The organism is Massilia solisilvae (assembly GCF_024753215.1).
In the GTDB taxonomy this organism is placed as follows: domain Bacteria; phylum Pseudomonadota; class Gammaproteobacteria; order Burkholderiales; family Burkholderiaceae_D; genus Telluria; species Telluria solisilvae.
Genome location: NZ_JANUGV010000008.1, coordinates 37938 through 55855, shown reverse-complemented (window position 1 = coordinate 55855; position 17918 = coordinate 37938). Strand labels below are relative to the sequence as shown.

Sequence of the window (17918 nt, the reverse complement as noted above, 5' to 3'; positions counted from 1 at the left end):
AAATCTTGAAATTTCAGCCTGTATATTTCTCGCATTCGCGATCCTTACAATGAACTTACTCCCGACCTTCCCCGGCAAGCAAGTTGCTTTCATCGACACCAGCGTAACGAACTACGCTTCGCTTGTGGCTGCCGTACCGGAAGGGGTGGAAGTCGTCTTGCTGGACGCGGCGGGCAGCGGGCTCGAACAGATGGCTGCGTGGGCCGCCTCGCACGCCGGCTACGATGCGATCCATGTGCTGTCGCACGGCACGGACGGGGCGCTGACGCTGGGCCGCGAAACCATCGATGCGCAGCGCCTGGACGATCCGGCGGTACGGCTGCTGTTCCAGGAACTCGGCCGGGCGCTGAACCCGGACGGCGACCTGCTCCTGTACGGATGCTCCGTGGCAGGGGGCGCCGTCGGGCAGGTGTTCATCGACAAGCTGGCCGGGCTGACCGGGGCCGATATCGCTGCCTCCACTGGCCTTACGGGCTCCGCCGCACTGGGCGGCGACTGGCGGCTTGAGGCCGGCACCGGCGCAATCGAGACGATGACGCTCAGTGCCATCGGATTCGACCAGGTCCTCGGTGGCGTCCCCCCTGCCGCCCCGACCGGACTGGACCTGGCAGCAGCCAGCGACAGCGGCTTTAGCAATACCGACAACTGGACCAATATCCCGACGGTGGTCATCACCGGCATGGCCCAGCCCGGTACCACCGTCAAGCTGTACGGGAACGACGGCACCACGGTGTACGGCACGACCACCGCGGCAGGCGACGGCAGCTGGTCGATCACCACCATCCCACTGCCCACCAACGTGCACCGGCTGCGCGCGACGGCAACCGACGCGGCCGGCAACGAGAGTGCCGCCTCGGCGATACTGGAGGTCACACTCGACACCGAGGCCGGGCCGATCAGCATTACCAGCGACAAGAGCGTGCTGATGCCCGGCGAGACCGCGACCATCACCTTCGGGTTCATCGAGAACCCGGGCACCACCTTCACGAGCAGCGACATCATCGTCGCAGGCGGCACGCTCGGTCCGCTGAGCGGCAGCTATCCCGCCTTTACCGCGGTGTTCACGCCCACGCCCGACGCAAGTGGAACGGCGCAGATCGAGGTGCCAGGCAACGCGTTCCAGGACCCGGCCGGCAATGGCAACGCACCCTGGAGCCTCAACCTGCCCTACCTGGCAGCGCCAACCGTGTCGATCACCAGCGACAAGCCCGCCCTCAAGGTGGGCGAAACAGCCACCATCACGTTCACCTTCAGCCGCGACCCCGGCGCCAGTTTCGACAGCACCGATATCCTGGTCACAGGTGGCACACTTGGCGCGCTGTCCGGCGCCGGCGCCACCCGCAGTGCGGTGTTCACCCCAACGGCGGACGTAAATGCCGGTACGGCCAGCATCGCCGTGCCCGCGAACTCGTACACGGACGGGTATGGCAACCAGGGCAAGGCTGCCAGCCTGTCATCGCTCAGCTTCGACACCAGGGCGCCGGCCGCGCCGCTGGCGCTCGACCTGGCAGCAGGCAGCGACAGCGGCTTCAGCAACACCGACAACTGGACCAATATCCCGACGGTCGTCATCACCGGCACGGCCGAGGCCGGTGCTACCGTCAAGCTGTACGGGAACGACGGCACCACGGTGTACGGCACGACCACCGCGGCAGGCGACGGCAGCTGGTCGATCACCACCATCCCACTGCCCACCAACGTGCATCGGCTGCGCGCCACGGCAACCGACGCGGCCGGCAATGAGAGCGCCGCCTCGGCGATACTGGAGGTCACACTCGACACCGTTGCCGGGCCGGTCAGCATTACCAGCGACAAGAGCGTGCTGAAGGCCGGCGAGACCGCGACCGTGACCTTCGGCTTCATTGAGGACCCGGGCGCCACCTTCACCAGAAGCGACATCACCGTGACCGGCGGCACGCTCGGTCCGCTGAGCGGCAGCGGTACGACGTTTACCGCGGTGTTCACGCCCACCCCCGACGCAACCGGCACGGCGCAGATCGAGGTGCCCACCAACGCGTTCCAGGACCCGGCCGGCAATGGCAATTCGTTTACATACGTGAATCTGCTGGCCTATGACACCAAGCCCCCGGCGGCGCCGCAGGCGCTGGACCTGGCCACCGCCAGCGACACCGGAGACAGCAATACGGATAAGCTGACCAAACTGCCCACGCCCCTGATCGAGGGCACTGCAGAGGCCGGGGCCGCGATCACGCTGTACGACAGCGACGGCATCACGGTGATCGGACGGGGCAGCGCGGCAGGCAATGGCCACTGGGCGGTGACAACCGATGCACTGGGTTCAGGCACCCATACGATCACTGCCAAGGCCACCGACACGGCGGGCAACGACAGCGCGGCCTCGACTGGCCTTGCGGTCACGATCGACGCCGTCGCCCCGACCTTGGCGATTACCAGCGACAAGGCGAGCCTCAAGGCCGGGGAAACGGCAACGGTCACGTTGACGTTCAGCGAAGACCCGGGAAGCAGCTTCGATGCCAACGATATCGCCGTCACCGGCGGCACGCTCGGCACGCTCTCCGGCAGCGGGAACACCCGCACCGCGGTGTTCACGCCGTCCGCCAATACTAACGGCGGCACGGCCGGCATCACGGTCGCGGCGGGCAGCTACAGCGATAGCGCTGGCAACGACGGCGGCGCAGGCGCCACCCCGGCACTGACCTTCGATACCGCGGCACCGTCGCTGGCCATTGCGAGCGACAAGGCTGCATTGCGCGCGGGCGAGACCGCGACCATCACCTTCACGTTCAGCGAGGATCCGGGCGCGACCTTCGACGCCACCGACATCGCGGTCAGTGGCGGCACGCTGGGCAGCCTGTCCGGCAGCGGGACCACCCGCACCGCGGTGTTCACGCCAGACGCGAACACCGATGCCGGTTCGGCCAGCATTACCGTGGCAGCGGGCCGTTATGCCGACGCGGCCGGCAATGTGGGCGACGCCGGTGCCAGCCCGTCGCTCACGTTCGACACCGCCGTGCCCGCGGCCCCGCTGGCGCTCGACCTGTCGGCCGCCAGCGACACCGGCGCCAGCGACAGCGATAACATCACGCGCAACAGGGCGCCGCTTGTTTCCGGCACCGCCACAGCGGGCACGACGGTTACGCTGTACGGCAGCGATGGCAGCACCGCGCTAGGCAGCGCAACCGCAGGCGGGGATGGCAGCTGGTCGATCACTTCCAGTGCGCTTGCCGACGGTACGCACACGCTGACCGCGCGTGCGCGCGACGCTGCCGGCAACGCCAGCGCAGCCTCCGCGCCGCTGCAAGTGACCGTCGACACCACCGGACCGTCGCTGGCGATTTCCAGCGACAAGGCGGCGCTCAAGGCCGGCGAGACGGCCGCCATCACCTTCACGTTCAGCGAGGATCCGGGCGCGAGCTTCACCAGCGACGATGTCGTGGTCAGCGGCGGCACGCTGGGCGCACTGTCCGGCAGCGGCGCCACGCGCACAGCCGTGTTCACGCCAGATGCCGCCACCAACGGCGGCAGCGCCAGCATCACGGTGGCGGCCGGCCTGTACAACGATGCCGCGGGCAACAGCGGGGCGGCGGCATCCACTCCGGCGCTCGTGTTCGATACCAGTGCGCCGGCGGCGCCGCTGGCGCTGGACCTGGCCGCCGCCAGCGACACAGGCAGCAGCAACAGCGACAACATCACGCGCACGACCGCGCCGGTCATCTCCGGCACGGCCGAAGCGGGCGCCACCGTGACCGTGTACGACAGCGACGGCAGTACCGTGCTGGGCTCGGCCACGGCGGCCGGCGACGGCAGCTGGTCGGTCACGACGAGCGCCCTCGGCGCGGGAACCCACCTGCTTACCGCCCGGGCCATCGACGCCGCGGGCAACGCGAGCGCCGCATCGGCCAGCCTGGCGGTCACGGTCGACACCACGGCGCCGACGCTGGCCATCACCAGCGACAAGGCCGCCCTGAAGGCCGGCGAGACGGCAACCATCACCTTCACGTTCAGCGAGGATCCGGGCGCCACCTTCACCAGTGCCGACATCGCGGTCACCGGCGGCACGCTGGGCGCGCTGGCCGGTAGCGGCGCCACGCGCACGGCGGTGTTCACGCCGCAGGCGAACACCAACGGCGGCAGCGCCGGCATCACTGTCGGCGCCGGATCGTATGCGGACACCGCCGGCAATAGCGGCGGCGCCGGCCTTGCCCCGCCGCTCAGCTTCGACACCGCGGCGCCGTCGCTGGCGATCACCAGCGACAAGGCGGCGCTCAAAGCCGGCGAGACGGCAACCATCACGTTCACGTTCAGCGAGGATCCCGGCGCCACCTTCGACGTCGCCGACATCACCGTCAGCGGCGGCAGCCTTGGCGCGCTTTCCGGTAGCGGCACGGTGCGTACCGCGCTGTTCACTCCGCAGGCAGGGACCAATGGCGGCGCCGCTTCGATCACCGTCGCACCCGGCCTGTATGCGGACAGCGCAGGCAACAGCGGCACGGCGGGCGCCTCCCCCGCGCTGGCGTTCGACACGGCCGCGCCCACGCTGTCAATCACCAGCGACAAGGCCGCGCTCAAGGCAGGAGATACGGCGGCGATCACGTTCACCTTCAGCGACGACCCGGGCGCCAGTTTCGACGCTGCCGATGTCACCGTATCGGGCGGCACGCTTGGGGCCATATCCGGCACCGGCGCGGTGCGCACCGCCGTATTCACGCCGAGCGCCAACACCAACGGCGGCGCTGCCGCCATCAGCGTAGCCGCGGGCCGCTACAGCGACGCCGCCGGCAACGGCGGCGCCGCCGGCACGGCGGATGCACTGGCGTTCGACACAGCGGCTCCGACGCTGGTCATTTCCAGCGACAAGGCGGCGCTGAAGGCCGGCGAGACGGCCACCATCACCTTCACGTTCAGCGAGGATCCGGGCGCGAGCTTCACCAGCGACGATATCGTGGTCAGCGGCGGCACGCTGGGCGCACTGTCCGGCAGCGGCGCCATGCGCACAGCCGTTTTCACGCCAGATGCCGCCACCAACGGCGGCAGCGCCAGCATCACGGTGGCGGCCAGCCTGTACAACGATGCCGCCGGCAACAGCGGGGCGGCGGCGTCCACTCCGGCGCTCGTGTTCGATACCAGTGCGCCGGCGGCGCCGCTGGCGCTGGACCTGGCCGCCGCCAGCGACACCGGCAGCAGCAACAACGACAACATCACGCGCACGACCGCGCCGGTCATCTCCGGCACGGCCGAAGCGGGCGCCACCGTGACCGTGTACGACAGCGACGGCAGTACCGTGCTGGGCTCGGCCACGGCAGCCGGGGACGGCAGCTGGTCGGTCACGACGAGCGCCCTCGGCGCGGGAACCCACCTGCTTACCGCCCGGGCCATCGACGCCGCGGGCAACGCGAGCGCCGCATCGGCCAGCCTGGCGGTCACGGTCGACACCACGGCGCCGACGCTGGCCATCACCAGCGACAAGGCCGCCCTGAAGGCCGGCGAAACGGCAACCATCACCTTCACGTTCAGCGAGGATCCGGGCGCCACCTTCACCAGTGCCGATATCGCGGTCACCGGCGGCACGCTCGGCGCGCTGGCCGGTAGCGGCGCCACGCGCACGGCGGTGTTCACGCCGCAGGCGAACACCAACGGCGGCAGCGCCGGCATCACTGTCGCCGCCGGATCGTATGCGGACACCGCCGGCAATGGCGGCGGCGCCGGCCTTGCCCCGCCGCTCAGCTTCGACACCGCGGCGCCGTCGCTGGCGATCACCAGCGACAAGGCGGCGCTCAAGGCCGGCGAGACGGCAACCATCACGTTCACGTTCAGCGAGGATCCGGGCGCGAGCTTCACCGGCGACGATATCGTGGTCAGCGGCGGCACGCTGGGCGCACTGTCCGGCAACGGCACCACGCGCACAGCCGTGTTCACGCCAGATGCCGCCACCGACGGCGGCAGCGCCAGCATCACGGTGGCGGCCGGCCTGTACAACGATGCCGCGGGCAACAGCGGGGTGGCAGCGTTCACCCCGGCGCTCGTGTTCGATACCAGAGCGCCGGCCGCGCCCGCCGCCGCAGGCCTGAGCGCCGCTTCCGATACCGGCGTGAGCGCGACCGACCGGATCACGAACAACGCTACCCCTGCGTTCAACGGCACAGCTGGCCCGGGCACGCTGGTAACGCTATATGGCGATGACGGAAAAACCGCGCTTGGTACCGGAACGACGGCAGCCGACGGGCGCTGGACGATCATCTCGGCGCCACTTTCAGCTGGTAAGCATGCGCTGAGCTTCACCGCGACCGATGCCGCCGGCAACGTGTCGTTGGCTTCGGACGCGATGCATGTCGAGATCGACACCGTTGCGCCAAGCTTGCTCACCGCGGCGGTCGACGGCAACACGGTCACGCTCACCTTCGACCAGGAGGTGTTCGACCCCAGCGCTGCAGGCTTGCTGCTGACCGCTGGCAGGTCCAGCTATGTGGCGTCCTCGATTTCCGGATCCGGCACCAAAGTACTGTCGCTCGCGCTAACCTCGGCCGTTGAGAGCGGCACCCAGGTGATGCTGGCCTATGATCCAGCGGCGGCATCGAGCGAACTGAAAGATGTTGCCGGCAACGAGGTGGCGGGGTTTGCCGGGCGAGTGCTGCTCAACTGGACCGCGCCGCCCGTGGTGACGCAGCAGACCGAAGTCACTGTCGATGGCGTCAACGTGCGCCAGCAGCTGACCGTGTCGGACGACGGCACCACCTCGCAAGTGATGGTCATTCCCGTTGTCGCCCCGGGCCGGGTGGACGCGGTCGGCGACAATACCGTTGCCGACATCCCGCTGGTCAAGGATGCGGGCGGCTCCAGTCTGCTGCAGGCGCAGGTGCCCGTCGGTATGGGCGTGGAAGTGTCGGGCTTTGCCAAGCCACAGCCGGCAGGCCAGTCGGGTACCGACCTGCTCCGCGCAATCGAGGCCCGCACCGGGCCCGGCTCAAGTGACCAGGGGGCGATGACCGCCGGCGGCACGCAGTTCCTGTCCGACCTGCCGAAGGATAACCCCTTGCTGGTGCAGACCATCATCCCGACCGCGGCTGCGAGCGGCAGCACGTCCACCGCCCCCCTGGTCATCTCGGCCGCACCGCAAGCACCGGGTGCCGCAGCCACGGCGCTGGTCGTCGATGTGAGCAAGCTGGCGCCGGGAGCGGCCATCGAACTGCAGCACGTGCAGTTCGCCGCGATTGTGGGCGCCGCGACCATCACGGGCGGCCCGGGATCGCACATCGTCTGGGGCGACAGTGCCAGCCAGAACATGATGCTCGGGTCCGGCGACGACATCGTGCACGGCGGTGCGGGCAACGACATCGTGGGCGGCGGCGCCGGTAACGACCGGATTTTCGGTGACGACGGCAACGATGTGGTGTCCGGCGGCGAAGGCGACGACTTCATCGACGGCGGTAACGGCACCGACATCCTGCAACTGAGCGGGGCGGGGCGTTCGGACTACCAGATGCGGGTGGAAAACGGACTGCTGGTCCTCACCCAGCGCAACGGCGGCATCGATGGCACCGACCGGGTGGCCGGCGTCGAGACCTTGCGCTTCATGGGGGCCAACGGCGCCCCGGGCGAGCTCGATTTCACAAAGAGCGACGTGGCGACACTGGTGCGGCTCTACGATTCGCTGTTCGGCCGCCGTCCTGACGAGGCGGGCCTGAACTACTGGATCGAGCGTAGCGAAAGCGGAATGTCGATGCAGGCGATCGCCGCCGGCTTCATCGACAGCATTGAGGCGGGCAAGCAGCCGCCGACGGGCAACCAGCCATTTGTCCAGTGGCTGTACCAGACCGGCTTGCACCGCAGCGGGGCAGCGGCCGAGATCGACTACTGGAGCCACGCGCTCGACGCGGGCATGAGCCGCACCGACTTGGTTCTCGCCTTCGCCGACTCGGCCGAACACGTCAAACTGGTCGGTGTGATCGGTACTTCGATTGACGTGCTCTGATGAGCACCGAGGCGCCGGCTGCGGCCCGCGCCTCGGTGTTCCTCATGCAGAAATTCCTTGACGACTCAGACGTTGAACAGGAAGTTCAGCACGTCGCCGTCCTTGACGACATACTCCTTGCCTTCCGCGCGCATCTTGCCCGCTTCCTTGGCGCCGGCCTCGCCCTTGTACTGGATGAAGTCCTCGTACGAAATCGTCTGCGCGCGGATGAAGCCGCGCTCGAAGTCGGTGTGGATCACGCCCGCGGCCTTGGGCGCGGTGTCGCCGATGTGGATGGTCCAGGCGCGCACTTCCTTCACGCCGGCGGTGAAGTAGGTCTGCAGGCCCAGCAGCTTGTAGGCGGCGCGGATCAGGCGGTCCAGGCCCGGCTCTTCCATGCCCATGTCGGCCAGGAAGGCTTCCTTGTCAGCGTCGTCGAGGTCGGCGATTTCCGACTCGATGGCGGCGCAGATCGCCACGATCGGCGCATTCTGGGCCTTGGCGTACTCGGTCAGCTGGTCCAGCAGCGGGTTGTTGGTAAAGCCCGTGTCCGACACGTTGGCCACGTACATGGCCGGCTTGGCGGTGATCAGGCACAGCGGCTTGAGCAGTTCCAGCTGCTCGTCGTCCAGGCCCAGCGTGCGCACCGGCTTGCCTTCGTTCAGGTGCGGCGTCACTTTTTCCAGCAGCGCGCACAGCTTGATGGCTTCCTTGTCGCCGGCGCGCGACTTCTTGAGCTCGCGGTGGTACACCTTCTCGACCGTGCCCAGGTCGGCCAGCGCCAGCTCGGTCTGGATCACCTCGATATCGTCGATCGGGCTGACCTTGCCGGCCACGTGCACCACGTTCGGGTCCTCGAAGCAGCGCACCACGTTGACGATCGCGTCGGTTTCGCGGATGTGCGACAGGAACTGGTTGCCCAGGCCCTCGCCCTTGGACGCGCCGGCCACCAGGCCCGCGATGTCGACGAATTCGACGATGGCGTTGACGATGCGCTCCGGCTTGACGATCTCGGCCAGCTTGGCCATGCGCGGATCGGGCACCTCGACCACGCCGACGTTCGGCTCGATGGTGCAGAACGGATAGTTTTCAGCCGGGATGCCGGCCTTGGTCAGGGCGTTGAACAGGGTGGACTTGCCGACGTTGGGCAGGCCGACGATGCCGCATTTGAGACTCATGGGTGACTTTCTGGCTCGATTTGGAAAACCTCGTATTGTAACCGGGGACCGCGCCGAACGCCGCAAAACCACCCGCTTTCGCCGCGAAATAGCAACTGATCCCGCGTGAACGCAGCGCGGTCAGCGCCGGCCGGGGGACGCCGCAGCCGCGCGCGGCGCCTCCGGCAACTCCTCGGTCAGCACACGCATCGCCGCCAGGCGCTCGTCATCGAGCACGAACGCGTTGCCGTACAGCCCCTGACCCAGCAGCTTCTCGTGCAAGGTCAGCCCCGCCCGTGGATTCATGCCGAGCTTGACCATGTTCCTGAACGCCCACGCGTCGGCCCGGTCGAACACCCCGGCCGCCACGCGGCTGATGCCCGACAGCGTGGCCCGGTCCGCCGCCGAGCGCGCCGCCATCGAGCCCGCCTGCCCCGCCAGTTGGGCCGCCGCGGCCTGCCCGGCCGAGGAACCGCCAGCCGCGGCCGAGGCGCTGCGCGACGAGGCCGCCGCGCTGCTGGCGGTCGCGCCAAGGGCGAACACGGTGGCCCACTTCAGGCCGCCCATCATGAACGCATACGTTTTCATTCGCGTCCCGCCGCGCTCCGACAGGCCTTGCGTCCAGAGCACGATCCATTGCGCTTCGTCGCCGGTGAGCGGGCGCTGAAACACTTCCAGCGGATGCACCGCATAGCGCCAGTGGTAATTCTGCACTTGCGGCCGGAACGGCGAGGCCAGCACGACATGACCACGGCAGACGCGCAGCGGCGCTACCGTCACCGCCCTGCCGCCGGCCAGCACCAGCCGGAACGGATTGCCCTGGTCGCGCGCGTCGCGCAGCGCCTGCAGCAGCTTGAGCGAGTTGCGGCTGCGGTAGCCGTCCACCTGGGCGATGACGTCGCCCCTGGCCAGCCCGGACGAACGGTCGGCGGCAATCACGCTCAGCCGCTCGTTGACGCCGAGCGTGCGCGCCCAGGCCACTTTCTGATCCTCGTTCGCCAGCCCGTACGAGGTCATCGCCTCGAACGGCAACTCGTACTGGTGACTGCAACCCTTGTCGTGCAGGGCGGCGGAGCGCACGATCGCGGGACGAACCGCACGGGCGCCCGCGCCGTAGGTGCGCATCTCCGACAGCAGGTACGGGTCGAGCTGGCGGCCATCGTCCACCGTCAGGCGTGCCGTGCCGCATCCCGCCAGCAGGGAAGCCAGCAGCGCGGCAAGCACGACCGTGTTCATTCGCTTCATGGCAATGTCGCGCGCGCCACGCGAGTCGCATGACGGCGCGACCGGCGAAATACCTTTAGATGTGCCGGATGAGGGAGAGGTTCGGCTTTTCCACGAAGGCGGCAAACTCGTCGCGCAGGCGCTCGCCCTGCCCGATCGCCTGGCGCCAGAGGCGGATGCGCTCGTCCTGGTCGGCGCCGTAGTACTTGAAGTCGCTCCTGTCGGGCAGCTTGGCGCGCGGCAGCGTGCGCTTGAATTCGGGCGACGGCGCGACGATCAGCACGTTGTCCAGCCAGGCCCGGTTGGGCCCGCGCGCGGCACGCCGCCAGGGCATTGCCTTGTCCAGCCAGCCGGGCACGATGTGCTCGTTAAAGTGCGGGTACAGCACGATCGCGCCCTCCTCCGCTTTTGAGTAGGGCAAGGCCAGGTTGTAGTCAATGATGCCGCCGTCCCAGTAGTAGCCCGGCGGCGCTTGCGCGATCCCGCTCACCGGTTTCATGATGAGCGGCAGCGTGCCGGAAGCCAGCAGAGCGGACGCCAGGTTCTGCCGCGTCAGGTCCGGAAAATGGGTGGTGAAGCTGTCGAAGCGCTCGCGCAGCCACGGGGCGCGGGCGCGCTTGTCGCCGATGACGACGCGTTCGAGCAGGTTGCCCAGCCGTTCGCGCGAAGCCAGGTTATGCAAGGCGGCTGCGGCGAACCCCAGCTTCTGGGCGCGCGGAAGGCGGGCCGCGGCGAGCGAACCCTTGCCGCGCACGGTGATGAGGTGCAGCCGGTGGTGCGGGTGGTTGACGATGTCGTCCTCGTGGCCGCTGACGAATTCGCGCAGCAGGTCCCGCACCACCTCGTCGATTTCGTCCTGGGTGGGCCTGGCGCTGCTGTAGCGCTGCCCGCTGTAGAGTTCGCCGAGCCGGGCGAACGCCCTGGCCGGATCGCGCTGGCAGGCGGCGGCCATGCGCCACGCGCCGATGGACGAGCCGATCAGCGTGCGCTCGCGCGGCGCGCACGGCAGCCAGTCCCCGAACACCCACTGGTCCAGGTGCTGGAAGATCAGCCCCTTGGGTCCGCCGGCGGCGGCCGGGATGATGGCGACGTCCTGCGCACGCAAGCCATGCGCGCGGATCCGGGCCAGCGCGGCGGGCCCGGCGTGGAAAGATAGGGCACTCATGACCGGAATTATCGCAGGAAGACCGCGCTTGCGCCGGCTCAAGCGTCAAATGCGTGAGCTGCGTAACATGGTTTGCTCTGCTCATCCGTTCATGTTCCGGAGGTCCCATGCGAGCTCAACTGGCCGCAATGCTGTTCGTGCTCCTTGCACTGTGCGGCCGCGCGCTCGCGCACGACACCGGCACCGACCCGTCGGTGGTCGTCAACAAATACATCCAGCATTTCGTGGTCGAGCCGGACGGCAGCTACACGCTCACGGTGGACAATGCGCGCACCATCGCGCAGCAGCGCGCGGTGCAGTCGCACAGCCAGTACTACATCACCTACAACAAAACGCTGGACGAGGTGCTCTCGGTCCAGGCCTACACGCAAAAGCCGGACGGCGCGCGCATCGCGGTCGAGCCGGCGCAGGTGCGCGACCAGCAGGAGAGCGCATCGGCGGACGCGCCCATGTTCCAGGACACGCGGGTCAAGGTGGTCGTGTTCCCGCAGGTAGCGCAGGGCGACCAGCTGGTGGTGCGCTACGTCGTGCACCGCCACACGCCACTGTTTCCGGGCCAGTTCGAAGACCTGTCAGCGGCCGAGTTCTACCCGAACGAACAGTTCGAGCTCATCTACGACATGCCGGCGTCGATGCCGGTGTACGCGGACGCGGTCGGCTTCGTGCCGCTGCCTGCCGAAGACCCGCCCGGCCGCAAGCGCTACCGCTGGCGTTACGTCCCCGGCGAGAACGCGCGCATCGAAACCAGCTCGGTCAGCTACTTTGACTACGGCAAGCGGCTGTCGGTCTCGACCTTCCGCGACTACGCGGCCTTTGCCCAGGCGTTCCGCGAGCTGGCCGCCGGCACGGCGGATGCCGACGACGGCATCACCGCCCTTGCGCACCAGCTCACCGCGGGGCTGGCCGACCCGCGCGCCAAAGCGCTCGCACTGTCCGAATGGGTGCGCCACAACATCCGCTACGTGGGCGTGTATGTCGGGCCTGGCGGCGTCGTGCCGCATCCCGCCAGCACCGTGCTGCGCAACCGCTACGGCGACTGCAAGGACCACGCTGTGCTGCTGCAGGCGCTGCTGGCCGCAGCCGGCATCGACAGCACGCCGGCGCTCATCAACAGCGCCAACGCCTATCGGCTGCCGCGCACGCCCACGCTGGGCATCTTCAACCACATGATCAACTACCTGCCGGACCTGGACCTGTACCTTGATTCCACGGCCGAATCGGTCTCGGCCGGCTACCTGCCGGCAAGCGACCTTGGCAAGCCGGTGCTGCTGGTACACACCGGCACGCTGGCCAGCACGCCATCGCGCCAGCCGCAGCGCAACCGGACCGCCACCTGGTTCGACGTGCTCGCCGACGGGCGCAGCCGGTTCAAGGTCAGCAAGACCACCTCCGGCGCGATTGCCGAGCCCTACCGGCAGGCGGTGCGCGACACGCGCCAGGCCGACCGCGAACAGTTCGTGCAGCGCATGCTGCAGGGCCTGGGCCAGAAGGGTTCGGGCGTGTTCGATCCCGGCATCACGGACGGCAACGCCGACGAATACAGCATGTCGTTCTCGGGTACGAGCGACAGCTTCGTCAACCTGCCGGGGCCGGTCGGGCTGTCCACCAGTTTCAGCTTCTGGGGCGGGCTGGGCGAAAAGCTGTTCGAGATGGCGCAGGAAAAAGAGCGGCGCCAGGACTTCGTTTGCCCGCCGGTGCAGGCCGAGGACGAACTGGGCTACAGCTTTCCAAAAAGCTTGCGCGTGGTGGCCGTGCCCAAGGACCTGACGATCAACGACCGCAACTTCACCTACCGCGCCACGTACGTCCGCAAGGGCAACACGGTGCTCATCAAGCGCAGCCTGCGTTTCGCACATGAGGGCGTGGTGTGCGCGGCGGCGGAGTACAAGCGCATGCAGCCGCTATTGGACCGCATGATGCGCGACCTGCGCGGCCAGGTGGTGGTGACCGGCACCTGACAAACGCCTCAACCGCAATGGTAGGGCGGGCAGCTTGCTGCCCACGCGTTCAACGAGCGCGTGCACGGCGTGGACAGGCACTGGTGCCGAACGCCGCCCCGGGCTGGGCGGATCTCGCCAGTGTGCTACGCGGTATGCAGCTGCATCATCGCCACGTCGAACTTGCCCTCCACGGCGAGCGGAATGATGCGCAGGCTCTTGTCGATCGACTCCTCGATCAGCACCTGCTCTTCGCGGCGCGGCCGGTGCAACACGAAGTCCGCGACCGCCTGCTGCAGGTTCATGCTGCGCGGATGGCCAATGCCCAGGCGCAGGCGCCAGTAGTCCTGCGTGCCCAGTGCCGCCGTGATGTCCTTCAGGCCGTTATGGCCACCCGACGAGCCGCCCTTCTTGAGCTTGGCCACGCCGGGTGGAATGTCGAGCTCGTCGTGCACGACCAGCACTTCGTCCGGCTTGATCTTGAAAAAGCGCGCCAGCGTGCCGACCGACTGGCCGGAGCGGTTCATGAAGGTCAGCGGCTCCAGCAGCCATACCTCGTTGCCGGCGATCGCCGTCTTGGCCACCATGCCGTTAAAGCGCGCTTCGCGCTGCAGGCGGCAGCCGGGCAGCGTGTTGGCCAGGTTATCGACCAGCCAGAAGCCGGCATTGTGGCGGGTTTGTTCGTATTCCGGGCCGGGATTGCCAAGGCCGACGATCAGGCGAATGGACATGGGTCGAGATGAATCTTGGAAAAGTTAATTATCGCAAAGGCCGATGGGCACCATAAAAAAACCCGCCGGGCACAGCGCGGCGGGTTTTGTCTGCAAGCCGCATCGAGGCGGCGGCAGGTTTACTTCTGCTCTTCGGCAGCAGCAGCAGCTTCCGCGGCAGCGGCGCCAGCCGGCACCGATGCGGTGGCGACGGTCAGGTTCTGGCCGTGGGTCAGCGCTTTCACGCCGGTCGGCAGTGCCAGGTCGCCGGTGTGGATCGAGCCGCCGGCTTCCATCTTCGACAGGTCAACGGTGATGAACTCCGGCAGCTGGCCCGGCAGGCATTCGATTTCCAGTTCGTTCAGCACGTGCGACACGATCGCGCCACCGAACTTGACGGCCGGCGAAGCTTCGGCGTTGACGAAGTGCAGGGCGACCTTGGTGTGGATCTTCTGCGATGCATCGACGCGCTGGAAGTCAGCGTGCATGACCATCGGCTTGAATGCGTGCATCTGGAAGTCGCGCAGCAGGACTTGCTGGGTCTGGCCGTCCACTTCCATGTCCAGGATCGAACCGTGGAAAGCTTCTTTCTTGAGCGCGTGGAACAACGCGTTGCCATCCAGGGCGATCAGTTGCGGGGCTTCCTTGCCACCGTAGATGATGCCCGGGGTCTGGCCGGCGTTGCGCAGGCGGCGGCTCGCTCCGGTGCCCTGCTGGGTGCGTGCAAATGCGACTACTTTCATGGAACACTCCAAAAAAATGAACGGGCTCGACTGCCGGGACACCGTGTCCGCGGCCCGTGGCCCAGGGTTTGCGGCAATCCCCGCGACCAGGGACTGCCAGGGCTCGAGCGCGACGCGCTCAAGAAAATCCGGATACTACAACGGCGCGCAAGGCCCACCCTGCGCGCCGCGCGATTGTTTCAGTGCTGCTTACTCGGAGAACAGCGACATCACCGAGTCGCCCTTCACGATCCGCTTGAAGGTTTCGGCCAGCAGCGGTGCGCAGGTCAGCTGGCGGATCTTGCTGCAGGCCTGCCCGGCAGCGGTCAGCGGAATGGTATCGGTGACGACCAGCTCGTCCAGCGGCGAGTTCGAGATGCGCTCGATTGCAGGACCCGACAGCACCGGGTGCGTGCAGTACGCCACCACCTTCTTGGCGCCGCGCTCTTTCAGCACTTCGGCGGCCTTGGTCAGCGTGCCTGCGGTGTCGACCATGTCGTCCATGATCACGCAGTTGCGGCCTTCGACTTCACCGATGATGTTCATGACTTCCGACACGTTCGCCTTCGGGCGGCGCTTGTCGATGATCGCCAGGTCGCAGCCCAGGCGCTTGGCCAGCGCACGGGCACGCACCACGCCGCCGACGTCCGGCGATACGACCAGCAGGTCGTCGTAGTTCTTGCGCTGCAGGTCGCCCAGCAGGATCGGCGAAGCGTAAATGTTATCGACCGGGATGTCGAAGAAGCCCTGGATCTGGTCGGCGTGCAGGTCCATGATCAGGACGCGCTCGACGCCGGCTTCTTCCAGCATGTTGGCCACGACTTTGGCCGAGATCGCCACACGCGCCGAACGCGGGCGGCGGTCCTGGCGGGCGTAGCCGAAGTAAGGGATGGCGGCGGTGATGCGCCCTGCCGAGGCGCGCTTGAGAGCGTCAACCATCAGCATGATTTCCATCAGGTTGTCGTTGGTCGGCGCGCAGGTCGATTGCAGCACGAACACGTCCTTGCCGCGGACGTTCTCGTTGATTTCGACCATCACTTCGCCGTCCGAGAACTTCGAGACGACTGCCTTACCGAGAGGTATACCGAGGTTTTTTGCGACCCCCTCTGCTAGCGCCGGATTGGCATTGCCGGTAAAAACCATCAGGTTTTCGTAAGCCATGTGGGGAGTCCTAAGAGATTTCGTTGACACTTGAAACGCCATCAGCCGGCGGACCGGCTGATGCTATTTAAAAGGATGGACCAGGGAGTAGCTCCACCGGGTTTTGCCTGCTGGACGCATCCTGCATCGACAGCCAGGCCAAACGAATGGCAGGGGAACAAGGATTCGAACCTTGGAATGCCGGAATCAAAATCCGGTGCCTTAACCAACTTGGCGATTCCCCTACGCAACTGAACTGCTTGCCGTTACTTTCGGTGAGATTTCTCGTCGATTGCAACGACAGGCAAAATTTTATTCTACAACACACCGATCTTGCAAGAGCGATTTCAGCGGATGCTGTGCCAGCGACTTGGCTTTCCACGCCTTCCACTTTGCCGGCACTTGCGCCAGCACGTCGTCGGCTTTGCTTTCGCTGGAAAGCGCGCAGAACACACACGCCCCTGAGCCAGTCATCCTGGCTCGCCCGTAACGACCCAGCCATTCCACCGCCTCGGCTACCGGCGGGAACAAGCGGGCTGCTACTGCTTGCAGATCGTTTTTTCCGAAACCAACGGGCTCGTTGTGGACCGACTGGTATCTGGAAAAGTCCGATATTGTGACCGGTTTTGAATCGCGTGTCAAATCTGCCGCACCAAAAATCGCCGGGGTCGGCACCGATACCCCTGGCTCGAGCACCACGTACCAGCAATCCGGCCCCGGAACGCTCTGCAAAGCCTCGCCCACGCCCTCGGCAAAAGCGGTCTCGCCAAAGACGAAGAACGGAATGTCGGCGCCAAGCGGCAAGCCCAGCGCCATCAGCTCGTCGCGCGACAACCCGGCCTGCCACAGGTGGTTGGCCACCATCAGCGCCGTGGCCGCGTCGGAAGAACCGCCGCCCAGGCCGCCACCCATCGGCAGGATCTTGTCGATCGCCACGTCCATGCCGGGCGCGGCGCGGCCGTGGCGGCGCCGGTATTCATCGGCCAGCAGGTGCAGCGCGCGCACGATCAGGTCCTGTTCCTGCGGCACGCCCGGCACCTCGGTGGTGCGCACGATGCGGCCGTCATCGCGCAGGTCGAAATGCAGCGTGTCGGCGCGGTCGATCAGCTGGAACACGCTTTGCAGCAGGTGATAGCCATCCGGCCGGCGACCGGTCACGTGCAGGAACAGGTTCAGTTTTGCCGGCGCCGGGCAGTTGTGCAGTGAAGTTCTTGCCATCAGCTCACCGGCGAGATCACGATACGAATTTCCAGCTCGTCGCTGGTGGCCGTGGCGCTGCGCTGGGCGTCGATGCGGCTGGGCACCGGATGCGCCGCGTTTTCGTCCTGCCAGGACACAAAGCGCAGGCGCCAGCCGTCCTTGGTGAACACGGTGTTCGCGGCGGGCGACGCGGTGAAGCGTTTGCCGTGCGCATCCGTGGCATAGCCCTGAAGCCAGTCGCGCAGGCCGGAAACCGGCAGTTCCCAGCCCAGCGTGCGCGCGGTCAGCTCGTCGATGTCGGCGGCCACGACAGGCTCGTGGCCGGCCTGGGTCAGCGTGGCTTCGCCCGGTGTCACGGCGATGGTCGCAATGGTCTGCCCGAGCGGCGATGCCAGGCTCACGTCGATGCGGCCGGGGCGCTGCACCCAGTTGAAGTTGCCGGTCAGCGACTGCGGCTGGCCATCCTTCTGGTAGTTCACGGACAGGCGGCCGTCCAGGTCGATGCTCTCGCGGTAAGCCGCAACTGGCGCGTGCGAGAGGCTGGCGGTGCTGGTGGCGCAACCGCTCAATGCGGCGGCGAAGGCGATGATGGTCAGGTGTCGGGTTGGTAGCATTGGTCTTGTCACGAGATGCGGCCTTACCGCTAGTCGTTAGCATTTAATCGTCGTTCCCGGACTGGCCGTCCGCCTTGGCGGGAACCCATAGGGCACCTGAGCGCACGCTCGGCATGGGT

The 17918-nt window shown here is 67.2% G+C and carries 10 protein-coding genes and 1 tRNA gene; 2 read left to right on the top strand and 9 right to left on the bottom strand.

Going from position 1 to position 17918, the window contains the following annotated elements:
- The first annotated feature begins 49 nt into the window (after nucleotides 1–49).
- Complete coding sequence (locus tag NX773_RS21115; protein WP_307728739.1) at nucleotides 50–7951, top strand: Ig-like domain-containing protein; 7902 nt, start codon at nucleotides 50–52, stop codon at nucleotides 7949–7951.
- A 65-nt stretch (nucleotides 7952–8016) separates the two neighbouring features.
- Here NX773_RS21115 and ychF read toward each other — a convergent pair whose 3' ends face one another.
- From ychF to NX773_RS21090, 3 genes are all read right to left on the bottom strand, one after another.
- Nucleotides 8017–9108, bottom strand: a complete 1092-nt coding sequence (gene ychF / locus NX773_RS21100; protein WP_258858241.1) for a redox-regulated ATPase YchF — start codon at nucleotides 9106–9108, stop codon at nucleotides 8017–8019.
- A gap of 120 nt (nucleotides 9109–9228) precedes the next feature.
- Nucleotides 9229–10332 (bottom strand): hypothetical protein, encoded by a 1104-nt coding sequence (locus NX773_RS21095; RefSeq protein WP_258858240.1) that lies wholly within the window; start codon nucleotides 10330–10332, stop codon nucleotides 9229–9231.
- A 55-nt stretch (nucleotides 10333–10387) separates the two neighbouring features.
- A complete protein-coding gene (locus tag NX773_RS21090) occupies nucleotides 10388–11476 on the bottom strand; it encodes a patatin-like phospholipase family protein (RefSeq protein ID WP_258858239.1) in 1089 nt (362 codons plus the stop codon).
- A gap of 107 nt (nucleotides 11477–11583) precedes the next feature.
- Here NX773_RS21090 and NX773_RS21085 point away from each other — a divergent pair, with 107 nt between their 5' ends.
- Nucleotides 11584–13434: a DUF3857 domain-containing transglutaminase family protein gene (locus tag NX773_RS21085; protein WP_258858238.1), complete on the top strand. Its 1851-nt coding sequence runs from the start codon at nucleotides 11584–11586 to the stop codon at nucleotides 13432–13434.
- Nucleotides 13435–13559: 125 nt separating this feature from the next.
- Here NX773_RS21085 and pth read toward each other — a convergent pair whose 3' ends face one another.
- The 6 genes from pth to lolB all read right to left on the bottom strand — a co-directional run bounded on the left by pth (nucleotide 13560) and on the right by lolB (nucleotide 17799).
- Nucleotides 13560–14144, bottom strand: coding sequence for an aminoacyl-tRNA hydrolase (pth, locus tag NX773_RS21080; RefSeq protein WP_258858237.1), 585 nt, complete (start codon nucleotides 14142–14144; stop codon nucleotides 13560–13562).
- 119 nt (nucleotides 14145–14263) lie between these two features.
- Nucleotides 14264–14866: a 50S ribosomal protein L25/general stress protein Ctc gene (locus NX773_RS21075; protein ID WP_258858236.1), complete on the bottom strand. Its 603-nt coding sequence runs from the start codon at nucleotides 14864–14866 to the stop codon at nucleotides 14264–14266.
- Nucleotides 14867–15055: 189 nt separating this feature from the next.
- Nucleotides 15056–16006: a ribose-phosphate pyrophosphokinase gene (locus NX773_RS21070; protein WP_258823202.1), complete on the bottom strand. Its 951-nt coding sequence runs from the start codon at nucleotides 16004–16006 to the stop codon at nucleotides 15056–15058.
- Nucleotides 16007–16153: 147 nt separating this feature from the next.
- A tRNA-Gln gene (locus NX773_RS21065) sits at nucleotides 16154–16230 on the bottom strand.
- A 67-nt stretch (nucleotides 16231–16297) separates the two neighbouring features.
- Entirely contained in the window at nucleotides 16298–17203 is a 906-nt protein-coding gene (gene ispE / locus NX773_RS21060) for a 4-(cytidine 5'-diphospho)-2-C-methyl-D-erythritol kinase (RefSeq protein WP_258858235.1), read from the bottom strand.
- Complete coding sequence (gene lolB, locus NX773_RS21055; RefSeq protein ID WP_258858234.1) at nucleotides 17203–17799, bottom strand: lipoprotein insertase outer membrane protein LolB; 597 nt, start codon at nucleotides 17797–17799, stop codon at nucleotides 17203–17205. The genes ispE and lolB overlap by 1 nt, the downstream gene beginning before the upstream one ends.
- Nucleotides 17800–17918: the final 119 nt, after the last annotated feature.

Bases quoted from the DNA above. Each gene is read 5' to 3' on its own strand.
- NX773_RS21090 (WP_258858239.1), bottom strand. From the start codon at position 11,476: ATGAGTGCCCTATCTTTCCACGCCGGGCCCGCCGCGCTGGCCCGGATC.
- ychF (WP_258858241.1), bottom strand. From the start codon at position 9,108: ATGAGTCTCAAATGCGGCATCGTCGGCCTGCCCAACGTCGGCAAGTCC.
- NX773_RS21075 (WP_258858236.1), bottom strand. From the start codon at position 14,866: ATGAAAGTAGTCGCATTTGCACGCACCCAGCAGGGCACCGGAGCGAGC.
- lolB (WP_258858234.1), bottom strand. From the start codon at position 17,799: ATGCTACCAACCCGACACCTGACCATCATCGCCTTCGCCGCCGCATTG.
- pth (WP_258858237.1), bottom strand. From the start codon at position 14,144: ATGTCCATTCGCCTGATCGTCGGCCTTGGCAATCCCGGCCCGGAATAC.
- NX773_RS21085 (WP_258858238.1), top strand. From the start codon at position 11,584: ATGCGAGCTCAACTGGCCGCAATGCTGTTCGTGCTCCTTGCACTGTGC.
- NX773_RS21095 (WP_258858240.1), bottom strand. From the start codon at position 10,332: ATGAAGCGAATGAACACGGTCGTGCTTGCCGCGCTGCTGGCTTCCCTG.
- ispE (WP_258858235.1), bottom strand. From the start codon at position 17,203: ATGGCAAGAACTTCACTGCACAACTGCCCGGCGCCGGCAAAACTGAAC.
- NX773_RS21070 (WP_258823202.1), bottom strand. From the start codon at position 16,006: ATGGCTTACGAAAACCTGATGGTTTTTACCGGCAATGCCAATCCGGCG.
- NX773_RS21115 (WP_307728739.1), top strand. From the start codon at position 50: ATGAACTTACTCCCGACCTTCCCCGGCAAGCAAGTTGCTTTCATCGAC.